Here is a 17,574-nt window from a genome sequence, read left to right as displayed (position 1 = left end):
CCATGACTGACTTCGTGCTCGACCAATCGACCATTCCGGGCGTCGTCCTGGCCGGCGGGCGCTCGTCGCGCATGGGCCGCGACAAGGCGGGCGTCACACTGGGCGGCCGCAGCCTGCTCGACCACGTGCTGTCCCGCCTTTCACCACAGATCACGCAGATCGCCATCAATGCCGATAAAGTCGGCGGCCACGACCTGCCGGTCGTTTCCGACCGCATTCCCGGCAAGGCGGGTCCGATGGCAGGCATCCATGCGGCGATGGTCTATGGCGCGGGCCTGCCCGCCACCCATGTCGTCACCGTCTCGGTCGACTGCCCCTTCTTTCCCACTGATCTCGTTAGCCGGCTAGTGACCGCGCTCGACCACCCGGATCGTATCGCCATTGCCGCCTCGCAAGGCCGCAGCCATCCGGTCTTCGGCCTGTGGCCAACCGCATTGGCGGCCGATCTCGCAACATGGGTGAAGACCGACGACAAGCGCCGCGTGCGAGACTTCCTCCTGCGTCATGACGTTACGGAAGTGCCCTTCCCGCTGCATCCGACCCGCGCCAGCGTCCTCGACCCCTTCTTTAACATCAACACGCCTGATGATTTAATGGAGGCCGAACGCTGGCTGGAGGCACTTCGCGCATGACAAAAGATGCGGGGATGACACAGAAGATCTTCGGCATCGCCGGCTGGAAGAATTCCGGCAAGACAGGCCTTGCGGTTCGCCTCGTCGAGGAATTCACCCGCCGTGGCTATCGCATCTCCACCATCAAGCACGCCCACCACGATTTCGACATCGACAAGGTCGGCGCCGACAGCTACCGCCACCGCCAGGCCGGCGCGCATGAGGTGACGATCGTCTCGGGCACCCGCTACGCGATCATGCACGAGTTGCGCGGTGCGGCAGAGCCGACATTCGAGGAGATATTGGCGCGGCTGGCGCCCTGCGATCTCGTGCTGATCGAGGGCTACAAGCGCGAGCCGATCCCGAAGATCGAGGCACGGCGGCTGGCGGCGGCGAGACGCGATCCTCTGGCGCCGGAGGATCCGCATATCGTGGCGATTGCGGCGGATCATGAGGTGGAGGATGCTGCAGGGCTCGCGGTGTTTGATTTGGATGATACAGCCGCGATCGCGGATTTTGTTGCACAGACGGTTGGGCTTGCTCCCCCTTCGCCCCAGCGGGGGTCCTGAGGACGGGTCAAGACCCGCGGCTCGACCCCGGCTGATGTCCGATAGGACAGATGAGGCGGTGAGCGACGCCAGGAGCGAACGTCTGAGCGGWAGCGAAGACGGCACATGTTCTACTGTGCGGCCCCTTATCCGACCCTTCGGGCCACATTCTCCCCGCTGAGGAGAAGCGGAAGACGCGCCGCGCCGTCGAATCCACAAAACAAAAGGGCGAGGTCTCGCGACCCCGCCCTCCTCAATCACACCGGTAACCAATTACCTCTGCGCCACCGGCCGCACCAGAGGTGTGACACGCCTGATGGTCACGCGTCGGTTCTCCTGGTTCGGTCCGACCGTATTCACCTTCAGATAGCGCTCGCCATAGCCCTGCGTCGCAAGGTTTTCCGGCGGAATGCCGTAGACGTCCGTCAGCACGTTGGCGACCGATTCAGCGCGTTGGTCGGAGAGGATCAGGTTGCTCTGGTCAGAACCCACCGCATCCGTGTGGCCTTCGATCAGGAAGGTCTCGCTCTTGTTCTTGTCGAGCACTTCGTTGATCGCGTCGGCCACCTTGCGCAGCGTGCGGGCCTGGGTCATCGGGATTTCCGCACTGCCCGTCGCAAAGGTCACCGTGTCCAGGTCGATGCGGCGCACCTTGTCGCGGATACGGGCGGAATATTTCACCTCGTTCAGCGAATAGACGCGTTCGACCGGCTCGACGGGCGGTTCGCTCAGGAACTCGTAATAGTCACGGTCCGGATCGGTGCTGGTGTCGATGATATAGTCGTTCAGCGGCACGCGCAGGCGCATCGGCGGCAGGTCGGCACCCGGATCCTCGAAATAGTCGCGATCCGGATCCTCGTAGAGCTCAGGTGAATAATAGAGCACCTCTTCCCGGCCGCGGGCATCGACGCGCGAGCGCTGGATGATGTCGCCATAGCGGTTGCGGAGCGTCACGATGCGATAGCCCTCGGGCCGCATGATCGTTTCGCGGTAACGATCGCCCGAAAGCTCTTCATAGCTTGGCCGTTCGCCGTCGCGCAGGAAGCGGCGGTCGTCATCGCTGCGTACCACGGTGCGGTTGCCGAACTGGATGATGACGCGGCTGTCGTCCGCGCGCTCGCCATAACGCGCGCCATCCGGCTGGGCGAACTGAGGACGGCGGTCGATGCGCCGGCCTTCTTCACGCGTGATGGCCTCGATCTGCACCGGCGCACGCTGTTGGGTGGCGCTGAGTGACTGCGCCTCGGCATCCGAGGTTGGCAGCTTGAAATCCCGGCTGTCGGCGCGCTGGCGATCGCGATCGCGACGGCCCTGCCTGCCCTGGCTGCGATCGGCATCCTTGTCGCTGTCGAGAACGGCGGCACCATTTTCGACCGGCAGGACGATGGTCTCGTTGCTCTTGGCAGGATCCTTAGCGATCTCCTTGCGGCGGTCCAGCTCCTGCGGCGTGACCTTTTCGGGTGCAGGGATCGCCTGTTCGGCCGGCTGCGGCGCGGCTGCTGCCGGCGGTTCGCCCGGCTGGGGTGCGTTGACCGCGGGCTGTTCGGGCTGCTGGCCTGCGGCAGGTTGCTCGGCCTGTTGACCATCGGCGGGCGCTGCGCCGGCGGCAGGCTTTTCAGCGGTCGCCGGCTTCTCCGCCGGAACAGGTTTTTCGGCGGCAGGCTTCTCGCCTGCGGGCTGTTCAGCCGCTGCGGGCTTCTCGGCCGGCATAGGCGCTTCGCCTGCTGGTGCCGCCTGCTGCTCGGTGGCCGCGGGCTTCTTGCCGCCGGCGGCCGGACGCTTGCCGCCCTGCTGCGGCTCGGCAGGCTGTTGCGTGGTCTGCTCTGCCGGTTGTTCGGTGGTTTCAGGCTTCTGGCGCTGCGGGCGCTGGCGCGGCTTTTCGGCGGGCTGGGTAGCCTCGCCGGCGGCCGGAGCCTGTTCGGCCGGCTGTTGGGCCTCCGGTGCGGCCTGTTCGCTGTTCCGCTTGTTGCGGTCGCGCGGCCGCTGACGTGCTGGCTGTTCGGCCTGGGGCTGCTCTGCTTGAGGTTGTTCGGCCGGCTGTTCCGGCTGTGCCTGCTTCTGGCGGCGCGGACGCTGCGGTTCCTCGGTGGCGGGCGCCTGTTGATCGGGGGCTGCCTGTTCCGGCTGGGCTTCGCGCTGGCGCTGGCGCGGACGGGCGGGTTCTTCAGCGGCCGGCGCCTGGGCCTCTGGTGCCGCCTGCGGTTCGGGCTCGCGTTGACGCTTCGGCTTCTGCTCCGGAGCGCTCTCGGCGGGTGCTTCGCTCTGCTGCGGCTTTTCGGCAGGCGCCTCCTGCTGCTGTTGCTGCTCCAGTTCCTGCTTCTTCTTTTTCAGAAGTTCCTCTTCCGAAGGCGCATCCTGCGCCACCTCGTAGCTTCCTTCGACAACGGGGCGAACTGCGCCCTGCGGCACGCTGCTCACTGCGGCGTAAGCGCCCACCGACGGCACCGCAAAGGCAAGGGAAAGCAGCGGAAAGGCCGCACTGGCAAACAGTCTGGATTTCATGCCCATCAGGGGTTTCCTCGTCCTTGTTTTGACTTCGACCGGGGCTCACTGCCCCGCAATCAAGGCATTTTAAGCATCGGCCGAATCCGAAAGCGCCAAAATGTCGATTTGTTCCGGAAGCTAGGTAGGGGAGGATTAACCCTAGCTGAACATTGCAGTCGGGCGGCGTTCATAACGGCCGCAGATTGCAGCGCACAACTGCTCGGGGATTCCTGTTGCATTTTTGCGAAAAAAGGTTTGATTATCGCCGCAAGACGGTGGTGGCACCGTCGAAGTGTGCGGTCTCCGGCGAAAAACAAAAAGACCCGGAGCCACCAACAGAGAGGATCCTCATGCGCATTTCCACCAAGCTCCTTGCTGCTGCCTCGATGGCGGCAATGTCTCTTTTTGCCGGCGCGGCTCTTGCCGACGGCGAAAAATATGTGATCGGCACGGACTCGACTTATCCGCCCTTCGAATTCGTCGACGCCAGTGGCACCATTCAAGGCTTCGATATCGATATCACCAAGGCGCTCTGCGCTGAAATGAAGGCCGACTGCTCCTTCGTGTCCACGGACTGGGACGGCATCATCCCGGCTCTGAACGCCAAGAAGTTCGACATGATCGTCTCTTCCATGTCGATCACGCCCGAGCGCCTCAAGCTCGTCGACTTCTCCAACAAGTATTACAACACCCCGCCGGCAATCGCCGTGCCGAAGGACTCCACGATCACTGATGTTGCCGGCCTCAAGGGCAAGGTGATCGGCGCGCAGACCTCCACGACCCATGCCAACTACGCCGAGAAGCATCTCGCCGACACCGAGCTGAAGCTCTACCCGACGGCTGACGAATATAAGCTCGACGTTTCCAGCGGCCGCGTCGATGCCGTCATCGAYGACGTCGTCGTTCTCTCCGAATGGGTCAAGTCCGACGCGGGCTCCTGCTGCAAGATCCTGACGACCCTGCCGGTCGACAAGGAAATCAACGGCAACGGCGCCGGTATCGCCATCCGCAAGGGTGACCCGCTGAAGGAAAAGCTGAACACCGCGATTGCCGCGATCCGCGCCAGCGGCGAGTACAAGAAGATCCAGGAAAAGTACTTCGATTTCGACGTTTACGGCGAATGATAAATTCGCTATCTGGCCGATGAAGATAATGGCGGAAGGCTTGCTCTTCCGCCATTTTTGTTTGACAAAGGTGGCAATATCAAAACGGCAAAAGCCGTGAGGGGAATTCTGGCATGGGCGGATTATTTTCCGCGCTTGGCTCCTTCTGGAGCCTGATTGTGCACATCGTCGATCCACTGTGCGGGCCCGTCGGCATCTTCACCTGGTTAGGTCAGTCGACGATTCTTGCCTGTGGCGATACCGGCTGGGGCGATGAGATCGCACTCGGCCTGCAGGTCACCGTTTCGGTGGCGGTCGTCACCCTGCCGATCGGCCTCGTCATCGGTTTTCTGGTCGCCCTCGGCCAGCAATCGGAAGAAAAGTCGCTGCGGCTTGCGGCCGGCGTCTACACCACGATCTTCCGCGGTCTGCCGGAGCTTCTGACGCTCTTCATCATCTATTACGGCATGCAGATCCTCATCCAGTATCTGCTGGATCTCGCCGGCTATAGTGGTCCGCCGGTCGAAATCAATGCCTTCCTTGCCGGCGTAATCGCACTGTCGGTCGTCTTTTCCGCCTATTGCTCGGAAGTGCTGCTCTCGGCCTTCCGCGCCATTCCCAAAGGGCAGTATGAAGCGGGAGACGCGCTTGGCCTGCACCGTGGTCGTACGCTGCGCCTCATCGTTCTGCCCCAACTCGTGCGCATTGCCCTGCCGGGCCTCACGAACCTCTGGATGGTGCTGCTGAAGGATACGTCCTATGTGTCGATTATCAGCCTTGCGGATATCCTGCGCCAGACGAGCGTCGCAGTGCGCGTGACCAAGGAGCCCTTCTTCTTCTACGGTATTGCCTGCTGTCTCTATCTGGCGCTCGCCATCCTTTCGTCTTTCCTGCTCGTCTATGTCGACCGCTGGGCCAAGCGCTCGGAGGTTCGTCGATGAGCTACGCTGAAACATTGATTCCCCCGCAGCCGGCACCCCGCGCGGTGGCAAAGCCGGTCACGGCCTCACGCCTCGCCGGCAATATATTGGTGGCATTCTGGGCACTGCTTGCCGCACTCCTGGTCTACGCCGTCATCAATGGCTGGGATCCGGAGAAGTTTACCCGCTATGGGCCTCGCTATCTGCACGGCCTGTGGATGACGCTCAGCATCGTGGKCCTTTCCGTCGTCTGCGGCGCAGTCCTGTCGCTGCCGCTCGCCATGGCGCGCATGTCGAAAAACCGCGTGCTGAACTGGCTCGCCTACGGCTACATCTATTTCTTCCGTGGCACGCCGCTGCTGGCCCAGCTCTTCCTGGTCTATTACGGCCTCGGCGCGTTCCGGCCACAGCTGGAATCGGTCGGTCTGTGGTGGTTCTTCCGCGATGCCTGGTTTTGCGGCGTCTTCGCCATGACCATCAATACCGCGGCCTATCAGGCGGAAATCCTGCGCGGCGCCATCGAAAGCGTGCCCCACGGCCAGCATGAGGCGGCGGCTGCCCTCGGCATCCACAAGGCCATCGCCTTCCGCAAGATCGTCCTGCCGCAGGCTTTCATTGTGGCGCTGCGCCCTTATGGCAATGAGATCATCCTGCTCATCAAGGGTTCGGCCGTCGTCGCCATCATCACCGTGCTCGACCTGATGGGCGAGACGCGCTACGCCTTCTCGCGCACCTTCGACTACCAGACCTATCTCTGGGCGGCGATCTTCTATCTCTCCATCGTGGAAGCCTTGCGCCACCTCTGGAACTGGATCGAACGCCGTCTGACGCGCCACCTGAAGCGTTGATGAGGCTTGGCAGCACTCTCCCATTCCTGCTGCCAAGTCATTGAAATCAAAAATAAATAGCTCTTCTATGCGGTATCTGTCAAGCTTCCGTTAACCACGGCGTGATCTCATTTCATACTGCGTTAATAAGCGCTGAGTGGGAACAAGAAGAAGCGAGACAACATGCACAAGGACATGGAAAAGCAGCTTAAGGGTTACGGGCTGACAACGGCACAGATCCTCTATCACATGCCGGATCACCCAGCCTTTCTCCAGACCTATGTCTGGCAGGACTACGACCTCGCCCCGGACTTTCCGGAAATGCGTGGTTTCCTGAAGTTCTGGCAGGAAAAACTGGACGGACCGCTGCATTCGGTGCGCTATATCCACCGCAGGCTCATTTCAGCAACGGAATGGCGCTCCCTTAAGGGCGAATTCATACTGCACTGAAATTGCAGTTGCGATGGTAAGCTGTGGGCTCTACAACGCCCGCATGAACAAAAAGAAGATCGACGAAGACGCTCTCGCGGAAGCCTATAACCGCGCTCTCGAGCTTGAAAAAGCCGGTGATATCGATGCGGCCGTCGAGGCTTATCAGGAAGTCCTGGCAATCGATCCCGACGATCACGGCGGCGCGGCCGTCCGCATTGCTTCCATGGGCCGCGGCGAAACGCCGGTTCGAGCGCCGGACGCTTATGTGGAAACTCTCTTCGATCAGCATGCCGAAGTCTTCGAAGATGTGCTTGTAGAGCAGCTCGGCTATCATGTGCCGATGCTCGTGCGCCAGCGCCTGCAGGATCTGAAGCTCGGCCCCTTCAAGCGCATGCTCGATCTCGGCTGCGGCACGGGCCTCACCGGCAGCGCGCTGAACGATCTCTGCGAGGAGATGATCGGCATCGATATCTCCGAAAACATGGTCGTCATCGCCGACGAGAAGGAAATCTATGAGACGCTCTTCGTCGCCGAGGTCGAGGATTTCCTCGACGACAATGACGAGGACCCCTTCGACCTGATCACCGCCACCGACGTGCTGCCCTATCTCGGCGCGCTGGAGCCGCTGTTTTTCGGCGCAGCCGAGAATATGAATCCCGGTGGCATCTTCATCTTCTCCTCCGAAACCCTGCCCGAAGAGCCGGCTGAAACCCGCTCCTACATGGTCGGTCCGCACCAGCGTTTCATCCATACCGAGACCTATATTCGCGAGCGCCTGGCTGCGACCGGTTTCGAGCTCATCGAGATGATGGTGATCAACGTGCGCATGCAGGAAGGCCTTCCGAGCCCCGGCCATCTGGTGACGGCGCGTTACACGGGCTGAACGTGCCATGTGGCATTTTACGGGCGCCTTGCTAATGTCCTGACCTGATTTTCTCAGGAAAGGTCAACGCATGGCGCTCGTTCTTTACCAGCATCCGCTTGCCTCCTTCTGCCACAAGGTGCTGATCGCCCTCTACGAAAACGGAACGCCCTTCGAAAATCGCTTCGTCGATCTCGCCGACGAACAGTCGAGCGCCGATCTGCTGCGCTTCTGGCCGGTCGGCAAGATTCCCATTTTGCGCGACGAGACGCGCGACAGTACGGTTCCCGAAACCAGCGTCATCGTCGAATATCTGGACCGGCATTATCCCGGCCCGGTATCCCTCGTCCCCGAGGAGACCAATGCCGGCCTGCAGGTTCGCCTCTGGGACCGCTTCTTCGATCTCTATGTGCAGGTGCCGATGCAGAAAATCGTCATCGACCGGATACGCCCGGAAGGGGCGGCCGATCCGCATGGCGTCAATGAAGCGCGCGGCATGCTGTCCCTCGCCTATGACATGGTCGAAAAGCAGATCGACGGAAAAGCCTGGATCACCGGCGACGCCTTCACCATGGCCGATTGCGCCGCAGCCCCGGCCCTCTTCTACGCCCGCACGCTGGTGCCCTTCACCGAAAAACGTCCCGGCCTCGAAGCCTATTACCGCCGCCTGCTGGAGCGCCCCTCCTTCGCCCGAGCATTGAAAGAGGCGCTGCCCTATTTCAAGTTCTACCCCTACAAGGAAAATCTGCCGGACGAGTTCCGGCCGCAGGAATAGCGGGCGCCCGCCTTGCTAGTGAGCGTTCGAGTAGCCGGCCTGCCGAGACGGATGGGCCTGCGCAAATTCCGGAAGGTCGAAACAGCGTCTCCCGAGAGCTGCCAGGGAGGGAAAGGCCGATAGGTCGATCTTGTTGAACTCGGCCAAGACGATCTGGCCGGCGATGCAGATATCGGCAATGCCGGGGGCCCCTCCGAGCGCAAACGGTGCCGGAGGGCGCCGGGTGAGCAGGCGCTCGTAGGTCGCAAGTCCCTCCGTCGTCCAATGCCGGCACCATGTCTCGATCGCGGATGCATCTGCGCCGAATGCCTGGCCGAGATGTTTGCGCACGCGCGGCACGATCAGCGGGTGGGCATCAGCGACGGCAACCAGCGCCAGCGACCGAGCATAGGCTTTCTCCTTGGCATCCTCGGGCATCAGGCGGGGCTGCGGATGGATATCGTCGAGATATTCCATGATCGCCAACGACTGAAAGACGCGATGGCCTTCGTGAACCAGCGTGGGCACGACATGCTCGGCGTTCACTTCGGCATAAGCAGCATCGAACTGACGCCCGGAGAGAATATCGATTTCGATTTCCTCGAAAGGCAGTTTCTTCAGGGCAAGCGCGACGCGGACGCGAAAAGCCGCATTTGAGCGCCAGAAGCCGTAGAGTTGAATGGTCATGGGAGTGATCCGCTCTGATTGAATGCCAGGTCTCGCGATGATGCGGACCTGCCCTTATCTAGCGGATGATCCGCCCTCGCGTCTCGCCTCGTGCCATTGCAGCGACGCAATGTCACTTGCCCGCCTTCCGGAAGGCGACGAATGGCGAGCCTAGTGCCCGCCATCGCTCCCGAGGATCGCCGACAGGAGCCGCCCTTCGAGCTCCGCAAGCGCCGGATTGCCGTGGCGGCGCGGGTGCGGATAGGGAATGGCGAGATCGAGCGCGATGCGCCCCTCCTCCAATACGATCACCCGGTCGGCAAGGTGCACGGCCTCGCTGACATCATGGGTAACGAGCACGGTGGTGCAGCCGAGTTCGCGCCACACACGGTTCAGCAATTGCTGCATGCTGATGCGGGTCAAAGCATCCAGCGCACCGAGCGGTTCATCGAGGGCCAGAATGCCAGGCTTGCTGACGAGCGCGCGGGCCAGCGCCACGCGCTGACGCTGGCCGCCGGAAAGGCGCGCCGGCCATTCGCCGGCCTTTTCGGCAAGCTGCACTTCATCGAGAACGGCTTTTGCTTCCTCGCGCGCCCGCCTCTTCTCGACGCCTTCTCCGAGCCCAACCACGACATTGTCGGCGACACTGAGCCAGGGCAGAAGCCGCGGCTCCTGGAAGACGATACGGGCATTCGGCTGGATCTCGGCGCCATCGGCACCTTCGAAGCTGATCTCTCCACCGGTCGGTTCGTCGAGGCCCATCAGGATGCGCAGCAGCGTGCTCTTGCCGCAGCCGCTCTTGCCGATGACGGCGACAAACTGGCCGGCCGGAATATGCAGGTTGATGCCACGCAATACCCGGTTGGCATCAAAGCTCTTTTCGAGGCCGGAAAGCGTGATCGCTGCGGCGCCTGCGCCTGCCGCTACCGTCGGGCTCTCGGTAAATTCCACCGGTTCGGAAGGATGGAAACGCTCATGCGTGATGACGGTCATGACCTGTCTCCTACTTGGCGTAAGCCGGGTTCCACTTGAGCATCTGGCGCTCCAGTGCACGGGCGACGACATCGGCGAGCTTGCCGAGCACCGCATAGATGACGAGCGCCAGCACCACGACATCGGTCATCATGAATTCGCGGGCATTATTGGCCATATGGCCGATGCCCGCGGAAGCAGCGATCGATTCCGACACGATCAGCGTCAGCCACATGATGCCGAGCGCATAGCGCAGGCCGACGAAGATCGACGGAAGAGCACCGGGAAAGATCACCTTGCGAAACAGTGTCCAGCCGCTCATGCCATAGACCTTGCCCATCTCGATCAGGTCGCGGTCGACATTGCGAACGCCGTGATAGGTGTTGAGATAGACGGGGAAGAGCACGCCGAGCGAGGTGAGGAACAGTTTTGATTCCTCGCCAATTCCGAACCAGAGGATGACGAGCGGGATCATCGCCAGATGCGGAATGGTGCGCAGCATCTGCAATGTCGTATCGGTCAGCTGTTCGGAAAGCTTTGATACGCCGTTGGCGATGCCGAGCAGGAAGCCGATGGAGCCGCCGACCAGCAGACCGGCAAAGGCGCGCGCGCTGCTCACCAGCACGTCTTCAGGCAATTGCCCTGACATCGTCGTCGTCCAGAAGGCCGAGGCGACATCGGCCGGCGATGGCATGATGCGCGAGGAAATCCAGCCGAGAGAACAGCCGATCTGCCAGAGCGCGATGATCGCAACCGGCACCAGATAGGGCAACAACCTGTCGCGGCCGGGCAGCGGCAGGTGGAAACCTGCCCTGCCCCCACCTGCCTTGGGCTTGCCGGCTTCAGCGGCAACTCGCGCAAACGGCGTATCGAAAGTCGACATGGATGATATCCTCGCGCTTTGGTTCAGAGCAATTCCGGCATCAGGAGCCGGAAACGACCTTCAGGTTGCCGCCATGGCTGCCGCCGGCAAAGACCTTCTTGCGGCCGAACTCATTGTTGAAGCTCAGGCGCTGTGCGTCCCGCTCGATGCCGAGTTCCGGGAAGAGCAGTTCGGCTACGCGATAGGCCTCTTCCAGATGCGGATAGCCGGAGCCGATGACCGTATCGATGCCGACCTCCTGATATTCCCTGAGGCGCGCAGCAACCGTCTTCGGCGAGCCGACGAGCGCAGTACCCGCACCGGCGCGCACCAGACCGATACCGGCCCAGAGGTTCGGAGACACTTCGAGCTTGTCGCGGCGCCCGCCATGGAGCGCTGCCATGCGCTTCTGGCCGACGGAGTCGGACTCCTTGACGAAGCGCTCCTGCGCCTCGGCGATCGTCTCGTCATCGAGATGGCGGATCAGGCGATCGGCTGCCTCCCATGCTTCCTCGTCCGTCTCGCGGACGATGAAATGCAGGCGGATGCCGAAGGAAACGTCACGGCCCTTGCCGGCGGCAGCGGCACGCACCTTCTGAACCTTTTCGGCAACCTGCGCCGGCGGCTCGCCCCAGGTCAGATACTTGTCGACGCGGCCGACGGCGAAATCGATGCCGGCATCCGAAGAGCCGCCAAAATAGAGCGGCGGGCGCGGCGTCTGCACCGAGGGAAAGCCGAGGCGGGCTTCGGTCGCCTTGATATATTTGCCGTCATAGCTGGCCACGCCCTTTTCGAGCAGCTCTTCGAAGACATGGAAGAACTCKTCGGCATGGGCATAACGCTCGTCATGCTGCAGATGGATGCCGTCGCCGGCAAGCTCGGCCGGGCTGCCGCCGACCACGATGTTGAGCAGCAGGCGGCCGTTGGAGATGCGGTCGAGCGTGGTGGCAAGGCGCGCATAATAGGCGGGCGATGCCGTACCCGGACGGATGGCGACCAGGAACTGCAGCTTCTCGGTCTTGGCAGCCAGCGCCGAGGCCATCACGAAGGATTCCTCGCACGCGACACCCGTCGGCAGCAGCACGCCGGAATAACCGAGACGGTCCACCGCCTGGGCRATCTGCGTCAAATAGCCGATTTCCGGGGCGCGATTGAGATCGGTGGAACCGAGATAGGTGCCGTCACCGGATGTCGGGATGAACCAGAGGAAATTGATCGGGTCGGATGAAGCGGTCATGAGCGCATTCCTTGCTATGGATATCTGAAATCAGCCATTGGGGATATCGTGACATAGGCGACCAATTATATCGACAATATCAATTTGCTATTCTGCCTCGGTCTGGAGAATAATTTTGCCTCGTTCCGCAGCATGGGTATGCTCCCATGCCGCGGCCCGCAGGACCCCGCCCCAAGCTGCAGGAGAGTAAGCTAGCCTGGGCGGCTATCAGCTCGCCTTCGGACGCCAGACGATATCGCCGGTCGTCAGCTTTTTCGGCACGATGCCGAGATTGTAGAACTCGTCGGCAAGCGCCTGCTGATAGGCGGCTGCCGCGTCCGTCACCGTCGTCACGCTGCCGAGATCGGCGCCGGGGCGCTGCAGCGTCACACTCGTCACTTCGGTGGGAACGCCTGTTATTTCCGAGAGCTCCTTGATCGTCGCATCGAGATTGTCCTGCGCCGAACGGCCGACCTTGGCGAGCTCGTCCAGCACATTGACGATGACGGTGCCGTTCTCGTCGGTGAAATCCTTGTTGGCGAGGAAGTAGCTGTAGGAATCGACGATGCCTTCGGCCGTCGTCAGGATGCGTGTATCCGGATCGGCTTCGGCGATGGCGAGATAGGGATCCCAGATCGACCAGGCATCGATGCTGCCGTTCTTGAAGGCAGCGGCCGCATCCGGCGGCGCAAGATCGAGCTGCTCGACATCGTCGGGCTTCAGCCCCGCCTTGCGTAAGACCTTTACCGTTACGTTATGGGCGCTGGAGCCGCGCTTGAAGGCAACCTTCTTGCCCTTCAGATCCTCCAGTGTCTTGATCGGCGAATCCTTGCGCACCAGGATGGCCGAGCCCGCMGGGCTGCCCCTGTAAACGCCGACATAATAGAGCGCACCGCCTGCTGCCTGCGCGAAGAGCGGCGGCACGTCGCCCGTCGCACCGAAATCGAGAGCGCCGGCGCCGAGCGCTTCGAGCAGTGGCGGGCCGGACGTGAATTCCGACCAGCTCACCGTAATCCCCTGATCGGCAAGCCGTTTTTCCAAGGCGCCACGACGCTTGGCGAGTGCCAGTACGCCGTTCTTCTGCCAGCCGATGCGGAATTCGGTGGCGGCGGCGCGGGCCGGCCGAACTGCTGGTAGAATGACGGTCGCGGCAGCGGCCCCGAAAAGCCCGAGCGTCTGTCGACGTGTAATCATCTCTATCCCCATTTTAGTTGGCCGGCGCTGCTGATGCGTCGACCTCTTCGTTTCGATGGGATGATGATGATTTAGTCTATAAGTTAGATCGACAATTAAAATTACCATATTCGCGATCGCTGAAACTTTCCTGACCCCATTTCTTTCGGCTTGGAGAAATTTTGTTCCAAGAGAAGCCGCCTCGCCCCTCCTTGCGGCTTTCCGTCATCAGCCGTTTCCGCTAATCCTCGAAACCAGTCTGCAAGCAGTTACGGAGGACAGCATATGGCGAAAGTCGCTTTCATCGGTCTCGGCGTCATGGGTTTCCCGATGGCGGGGCATCTGAAGACAAAGGGCGGCCACGACGTCACCGTCTATAACCGCACTGCGGAAAAAGCCGCCGCCTGGGTGGAAAAATTCTCCGGCAAGTCCGCCTCGACGCCTGCCGAAGCTGCCGCAGACTGCGATTTCGTCTTCGTCTGCGTCGGTAATGACGAGGATCTGCGCTCGGTAACATCAGGCGAAAACGGCGTGCTCAAGTCTATGAAGCGCGGCTCCGTGCTGATCGACAACACGACGGCGAGCGCCGAAGTCGCCCGCGAACTCTACGAAGCTGCCAAGGCAAAGGGCGTCGACTTCATCGATGCGCCGGTTTCCGGCGGCCAGGCGGGTGCGGAAAACGGCGTACTGACCGTCATGTGCGGCGGCGATGAAGCCGTCTTCGAAATGGCGCGGCCCGTCATCGACGCCTATGCCCGCATGGTCGGCCTAATGGGTCCGGCAGGTTCTGGCCAACTGACCAAGATGATGAACCAGATCTGCATCGCCGGCATCGTGCAGGGCCTTGCCGAAGCCGTGCATTTCGGCAAGCGCGCCGGCCTCGACATCGAAAAAGTGGTCGACGTCATCTCCAAGGGTGCGGCCGGCTCCTGGCAGATGGAAAACCGTCACAAGACCATGAACCAGGGCAAATATGATTTCGGCTTCGCCGTCGACTGGATGCGCAAGGACCTCGGCATCATCTTGACCGAGGCCCGCAGCAATGGCGCCAGGCTGCCGCTGACGGCACTCGTCGACCAGTTCTACGGCGATGTACAGGCGCTCGGCGGTAACAGGTGGGATACGTCCTCGCTGCTCGCCCGCCTCGAAAAATGATCTGGCGTTCCTGATGATCTGCCCTTCTTCGAGCGCAGTAGACCTGATCGAGCATCTGCAGACGCTGCGCTCTGAAGAGAATATCGCCGGCATGGCGCGTTTCGGCATCGTCACGGAAACCGCCATCGGCATCTCCAATCCCGACCTGCAGAAGATTGCCCGGCTGGCGAAGAAGGATCATGTCAGGGCGCTACAGCTGTGGGCAAGCGATATCCGCGAAGCGCGCTTGCTGGCGCTCTATACCTTCGAGCCGAAGAGACTGACGGCCACGGAGGCCCGCACCCTCGCCGCTGATTTCAACTCCTGGGAAATTGTCGATTGCGCCGCCGATCTGTTCGTCGAGGCGAAGCTCGACGCGCTGATCCCGGACTTTGCTGCCGACGAGCGCGAATTCGTCAGGCGAGCCGCTTTCGCCATGATCGCCGGCGCTGCCGTGCACAGGAAGAAGGATCCGGACGAAAGCCTGATTGCCTTCCTGCCGCTGATCGAGGCCCACGCGACCGACAACAGAAACTTCGTCCGCAAGGCCGTCAACTGGGCGCTCCGCAATATCGGCAAACGCAGCAGCATCTGTCATAGGCCTGCCCTCGCCCTTGCCGAGCGCCTTGCCGCAAGCACGGACAAGACCGCCCACTGGATCGGCAAGGATGCGGTCAGGGAATTGACCGGCGAAAAGCTGCTGTCGCGGCTGAACCCTACTGCGCCGCAATCGCCGCATTCGTCGTGACGATCTGATGCTGCTTGGATTTCTCGACGAGGAAATCGATCAGCACGCGCACCGCCGGCGGCATGCCCTTGGTCGTCGTGAAGACGAGATAGAACTGGCTCTCCACCGTCTGCCAGTCCGGCAGCACGCGAACCAGGCGGCCGGTCTGTATGTCAGACGCGCAGGCATGTTCGAGGATCAGCCCGTAGCCTACACCGGCGCGTGCGGCGTCGAGGATCGCCGTCATGCTGCGGCAGGTAAGCCGCGGCTGATGCCGCACGACCTTCTTTTCACCATCGGGTCCGACCAATTCCCAGGTGTGGAAAGACATCCAGGTGGACATGGCAAGCGTCGGTGCATTGCCGAGTTCATCCACACAGCCGAGTTCGCCCATGCGCTCGACAAGCGAGGGACTGGCGACGAGGATGCGGCGCGCCCGGTCGAGCTTGCGCATCGTCAGGCTCGTCTGCGTTTCCGGCTCACTGGCCGCCCGCACTTCGACATCGATGCGCTCATTGATGAGGTCGGTGCGCCGGTCGGAGCCGATGATCTGCAGTTTGATCTTGGGGTAACGCTCCAGAAACTCGGGCAGAACTGCGCCGAGCGAAATATCGACGAGGCCAAGCGGGCACCCCATGCGGACGATCCCCTGCGGATCGGACTGAGCTTCCGTGACGATCGATTTGGCACGATCGGCTTCTCGGAGAATCGTCTGGCACTGTTCGTAGAAGGCCTGGCCGATCTCTGTCACCCGGAAGTGACGTGTGGAGCGTTCGATCAGTCTTGCGCCCAGGCAATCCTCCAGCCGGCTGACGCGCCTGCTGAGTTTTGAACGGGGTATTTTGAGAGTTCTACTTGCGGAAGCAAACCCACCGCTGGAGACGACGGCGGCGTAATAAAAGTAGTCGTTAAGATCGTCCATTATCGAAACCTACCCGACAGCACTAATGAATGCCAGCCTCTGAAAATGCTTATAACGCCTCACCTGTCACGTTACAGTCAAATTAATGGCATCGAATCCGCCAGGATAAAACCTATCCAAACGCGCAGTTTTCCGGAAAAGATCATTCAACGACAGGATGCATATCGCGCAATATGATGTGGCGCGACTAATCAAAGACAACAGGTAGATTCATATTTTAAGTGTGCGTGCGACCAGGGAAAATTCCGAGAAAAGGCCGCTGAAAGATGAAACCGGCGAGCGTGGCGGCGCTCCAAGTCCTATATCCGTTTTTCAGCTGCAAAGGACTGGCCCAGCAGGGAAAACCGGACCAGTCCCTCGTTACTGATCGGAGGTCATTCTGATCAGAAACTCATGGGTTGGAAGACCCCCGGCACGAAGCCGGGGGTTCCGTCGTTCAGATTAGAACGAGCGCTGCAGACGGAAGTAGCCGGTCGTGACGTCGTCGCCATCTTCCGGATCCAGGTACTGGACGGAAGCCTTGGCGTAGAAGTTGTCAACGATCTGGTAGTCAACCGTCAGACCGACCTTCCAAGCATCGCCGAGACCTTCGAAGTCGTCAGCAACACCGGTCGTGACCGGGGTACCGTAGTAGTTGCCGTAGTACTGAACACCAGGGGTGATCTTCAGCTTGTCCGTTGCCTTGATGGCGTATTCGGCAGCAACTGCCCATTCAGCCTGCGAGTAGTAGGAGTTCGGGCCGCTGGAGTAGACAGCAGCGAGGCCGAGCGTGCCCGGGCCGAGTTCAGCCGTACCCATAGCGCGGATAGCGCCGTCTTCGTTGTCGAAGTCCCAGCCGCCGGTAACCTGGTAGCTGAAGGCGCCAGCCGTGCCGCCGATGCCGAAGGCAACGCCGACATTGTTCGGAGCTTCGCCGGTCTTGAAGACGCCGTCTTCCAGTTCGTCGACGCTGAGGCCAGCGTAGAAGGAACCGGTTTCGTACTGATAACGGAGCGAGTTATGCAGCGTTACGACAGAACCGATATCGTCCGTTTCGCCGGAGAGACCATCGTCCCACCAGGAGTAGAAGAGACCGGCGCGGAAGCCAGCGACGTCGAGGTAAGCGGAGTCGAGAATCGTTTCCTGGTTGGAAGCGTTGTCGGCATTGGCCTGGAGAACGATTACGCCGGTGAGCGGACCGTACTCGGTGTCGCTCTTGGCCGTGAACTGAACCTGACCACGGGTTACAGCATCCCAGCTAGAGTCGTTGGTGGCGGAGGTGCCGCCGGCGTTCGGGCCAACGTTAACCTGGAAACGGATGTAGCCTTCGATCTTCAGGCAGGTTTCCGTGCCCGGGATGTAGAAGTAGCCGGTGCCGTAAG

18 protein-coding genes are annotated in these 17,574 nt (G+C 61.4%); 10 read left to right on the top strand and 8 right to left on the bottom strand.

Annotated features, from left to right (window positions below; all coding sequences use genetic code 11):
- Nucleotides 1-2 precede the first annotated feature (2 nt).
- The gene (gene mobA / locus AC1DNW_RS30040) at nucleotides 3-632 is read left to right on the top strand and encodes a molybdenum cofactor guanylyltransferase MobA (RefSeq protein WP_477855283.1); all 630 of its coding nucleotides are present in this window, start codon (nucleotides 3-5) and stop codon (nucleotides 630-632) included.
- 14 nt (nucleotides 633-646) lie between these two features.
- On the top strand, nucleotides 647-1,180 hold the full coding sequence (gene mobB / locus AC1DNW_RS30035; RefSeq protein ID WP_477855282.1) for a molybdopterin-guanine dinucleotide biosynthesis protein B: 534 nt from the start codon (nucleotides 647-649) through the stop codon (nucleotides 1,178-1,180).
- Between the two features lie 252 nt (nucleotides 1,181-1,432).
- Here mobB and AC1DNW_RS30030 read toward each other — a convergent pair whose 3' ends face one another.
- Nucleotides 1,433-3,667, bottom strand: a complete 2,235-nt coding sequence (locus tag AC1DNW_RS30030; RefSeq protein WP_477855281.1) for an OmpA family protein — start codon at nucleotides 3,665-3,667, stop codon at nucleotides 1,433-1,435.
- Nucleotides 3,668-3,993: 326 nt separating this feature from the next.
- On the opposite strand from AC1DNW_RS30030, the gene AC1DNW_RS30025 reads away from it, so the two are divergent.
- From AC1DNW_RS30025 to AC1DNW_RS30000, 6 genes are all read left to right on the top strand, one after another.
- Nucleotides 3,994-4,767, top strand: a complete 774-nt coding sequence (locus AC1DNW_RS30025; protein ID WP_113301431.1) for a transporter substrate-binding domain-containing protein — start codon at nucleotides 3,994-3,996, stop codon at nucleotides 4,765-4,767.
- Between the two features lie 113 nt (nucleotides 4,768-4,880).
- Nucleotides 4,881-5,687 (top strand): ABC transporter permease, encoded by an 807-nt coding sequence (locus tag AC1DNW_RS30020; protein WP_113301430.1) that lies wholly within the window; start codon nucleotides 4,881-4,883, stop codon nucleotides 5,685-5,687.
- On the top strand, nucleotides 5,684-6,514 hold the full coding sequence (locus tag AC1DNW_RS30015) for an ABC transporter permease (protein ID WP_477855280.1): 831 nt from the start codon (nucleotides 5,684-5,686) through the stop codon (nucleotides 6,512-6,514). Before AC1DNW_RS30020 ends, AC1DNW_RS30015 begins: the two co-directional genes overlap by 4 nt.
- Before the next feature lie 162 nt (nucleotides 6,515-6,676).
- Complete coding sequence (locus AC1DNW_RS30010) at nucleotides 6,677-6,943, top strand: usg protein (RefSeq protein WP_113301428.1); 267 nt, start codon at nucleotides 6,677-6,679, stop codon at nucleotides 6,941-6,943.
- 43 nt (nucleotides 6,944-6,986) lie between these two features.
- Complete coding sequence (locus AC1DNW_RS30005; protein ID WP_113308411.1) at nucleotides 6,987-7,808, top strand: class I SAM-dependent DNA methyltransferase; 822 nt, start codon at nucleotides 6,987-6,989, stop codon at nucleotides 7,806-7,808.
- A 70-nt stretch (nucleotides 7,809-7,878) separates the two neighbouring features.
- Nucleotides 7,879-8,562 carry a glutathione S-transferase family protein gene (locus AC1DNW_RS30000; RefSeq protein WP_113308393.1) on the top strand — a complete coding sequence of 228 codons (684 nt, stop codon included), beginning with the start codon at nucleotides 7,879-7,881 and terminating at the stop codon, nucleotides 8,560-8,562.
- 15 nt (nucleotides 8,563-8,577) lie between these two features.
- Here the strand turns inward: AC1DNW_RS30000 and maiA are convergent, their stop codons facing one another.
- The 5 genes from maiA to AC1DNW_RS29975 form a co-directional block, all read right to left on the bottom strand.
- Nucleotides 8,578-9,228, bottom strand: a complete 651-nt coding sequence (gene maiA / locus AC1DNW_RS29995; protein WP_113507683.1) for a maleylacetoacetate isomerase — start codon at nucleotides 9,226-9,228, stop codon at nucleotides 8,578-8,580.
- A 150-nt stretch (nucleotides 9,229-9,378) separates the two neighbouring features.
- A complete protein-coding gene (locus tag AC1DNW_RS29990; protein ID WP_477855279.1) occupies nucleotides 9,379-10,200 on the bottom strand; it encodes an ABC transporter ATP-binding protein in 822 nt (273 codons plus the stop codon).
- Nucleotides 10,201-10,210: 10 nt separating this feature from the next.
- Nucleotides 10,211-11,062 (bottom strand): aliphatic sulfonate ABC transporter permease SsuC, encoded by an 852-nt coding sequence (ssuC, locus tag AC1DNW_RS29985; RefSeq protein ID WP_477835252.1) that lies wholly within the window; start codon nucleotides 11,060-11,062, stop codon nucleotides 10,211-10,213.
- Between the two features lie 40 nt (nucleotides 11,063-11,102).
- Nucleotides 11,103-12,278: an FMNH2-dependent alkanesulfonate monooxygenase gene (gene ssuD / locus AC1DNW_RS29980; RefSeq protein ID WP_477855278.1), complete on the bottom strand. Its 1,176-nt coding sequence runs from the start codon at nucleotides 12,276-12,278 to the stop codon at nucleotides 11,103-11,105.
- A 207-nt stretch (nucleotides 12,279-12,485) separates the two neighbouring features.
- A complete protein-coding gene (locus tag AC1DNW_RS29975; protein ID WP_113301422.1) occupies nucleotides 12,486-13,451 on the bottom strand; it encodes an aliphatic sulfonate ABC transporter substrate-binding protein in 966 nt (321 codons plus the stop codon).
- Between the two features lie 264 nt (nucleotides 13,452-13,715).
- Here AC1DNW_RS29975 and AC1DNW_RS29970 point away from each other — a divergent pair, with 264 nt between their 5' ends.
- Together AC1DNW_RS29970 and AC1DNW_RS29965 are read left to right on the top strand one after the other, a co-directional pair.
- On the top strand, nucleotides 13,716-14,585 hold the full coding sequence (locus AC1DNW_RS29970; protein WP_477855277.1) for an NAD(P)-dependent oxidoreductase: 870 nt from the start codon (nucleotides 13,716-13,718) through the stop codon (nucleotides 14,583-14,585).
- Between the two features lie 13 nt (nucleotides 14,586-14,598).
- Nucleotides 14,599-15,312, top strand: coding sequence for a DNA alkylation repair protein (locus tag AC1DNW_RS29965; protein WP_477855276.1), 714 nt, complete (start codon nucleotides 14,599-14,601; stop codon nucleotides 15,310-15,312).
- Here the strand turns inward: AC1DNW_RS29965 and AC1DNW_RS29960 are convergent.
- Together AC1DNW_RS29960 and AC1DNW_RS29955 are read right to left on the bottom strand one after the other, a co-directional pair.
- A complete protein-coding gene (locus tag AC1DNW_RS29960) occupies nucleotides 15,281-16,213 on the bottom strand; it encodes a LysR substrate-binding domain-containing protein (protein WP_113301419.1) in 933 nt (310 codons plus the stop codon). The two genes, AC1DNW_RS29965 and AC1DNW_RS29960, sit on opposite strands and share 32 nt — an antisense overlap.
- Before the next feature lie 441 nt (nucleotides 16,214-16,654).
- The coding region (locus AC1DNW_RS29955) for a porin (protein WP_477855275.1) at nucleotides 16,655-17,574 on the bottom strand (920 nt) is incomplete at its 5' end.

Source organism: Rhizobium sp. 05L429, assembly GCF_056397645.1.
This window is presented reverse-complemented; position numbering and strand designations above follow the sequence as displayed.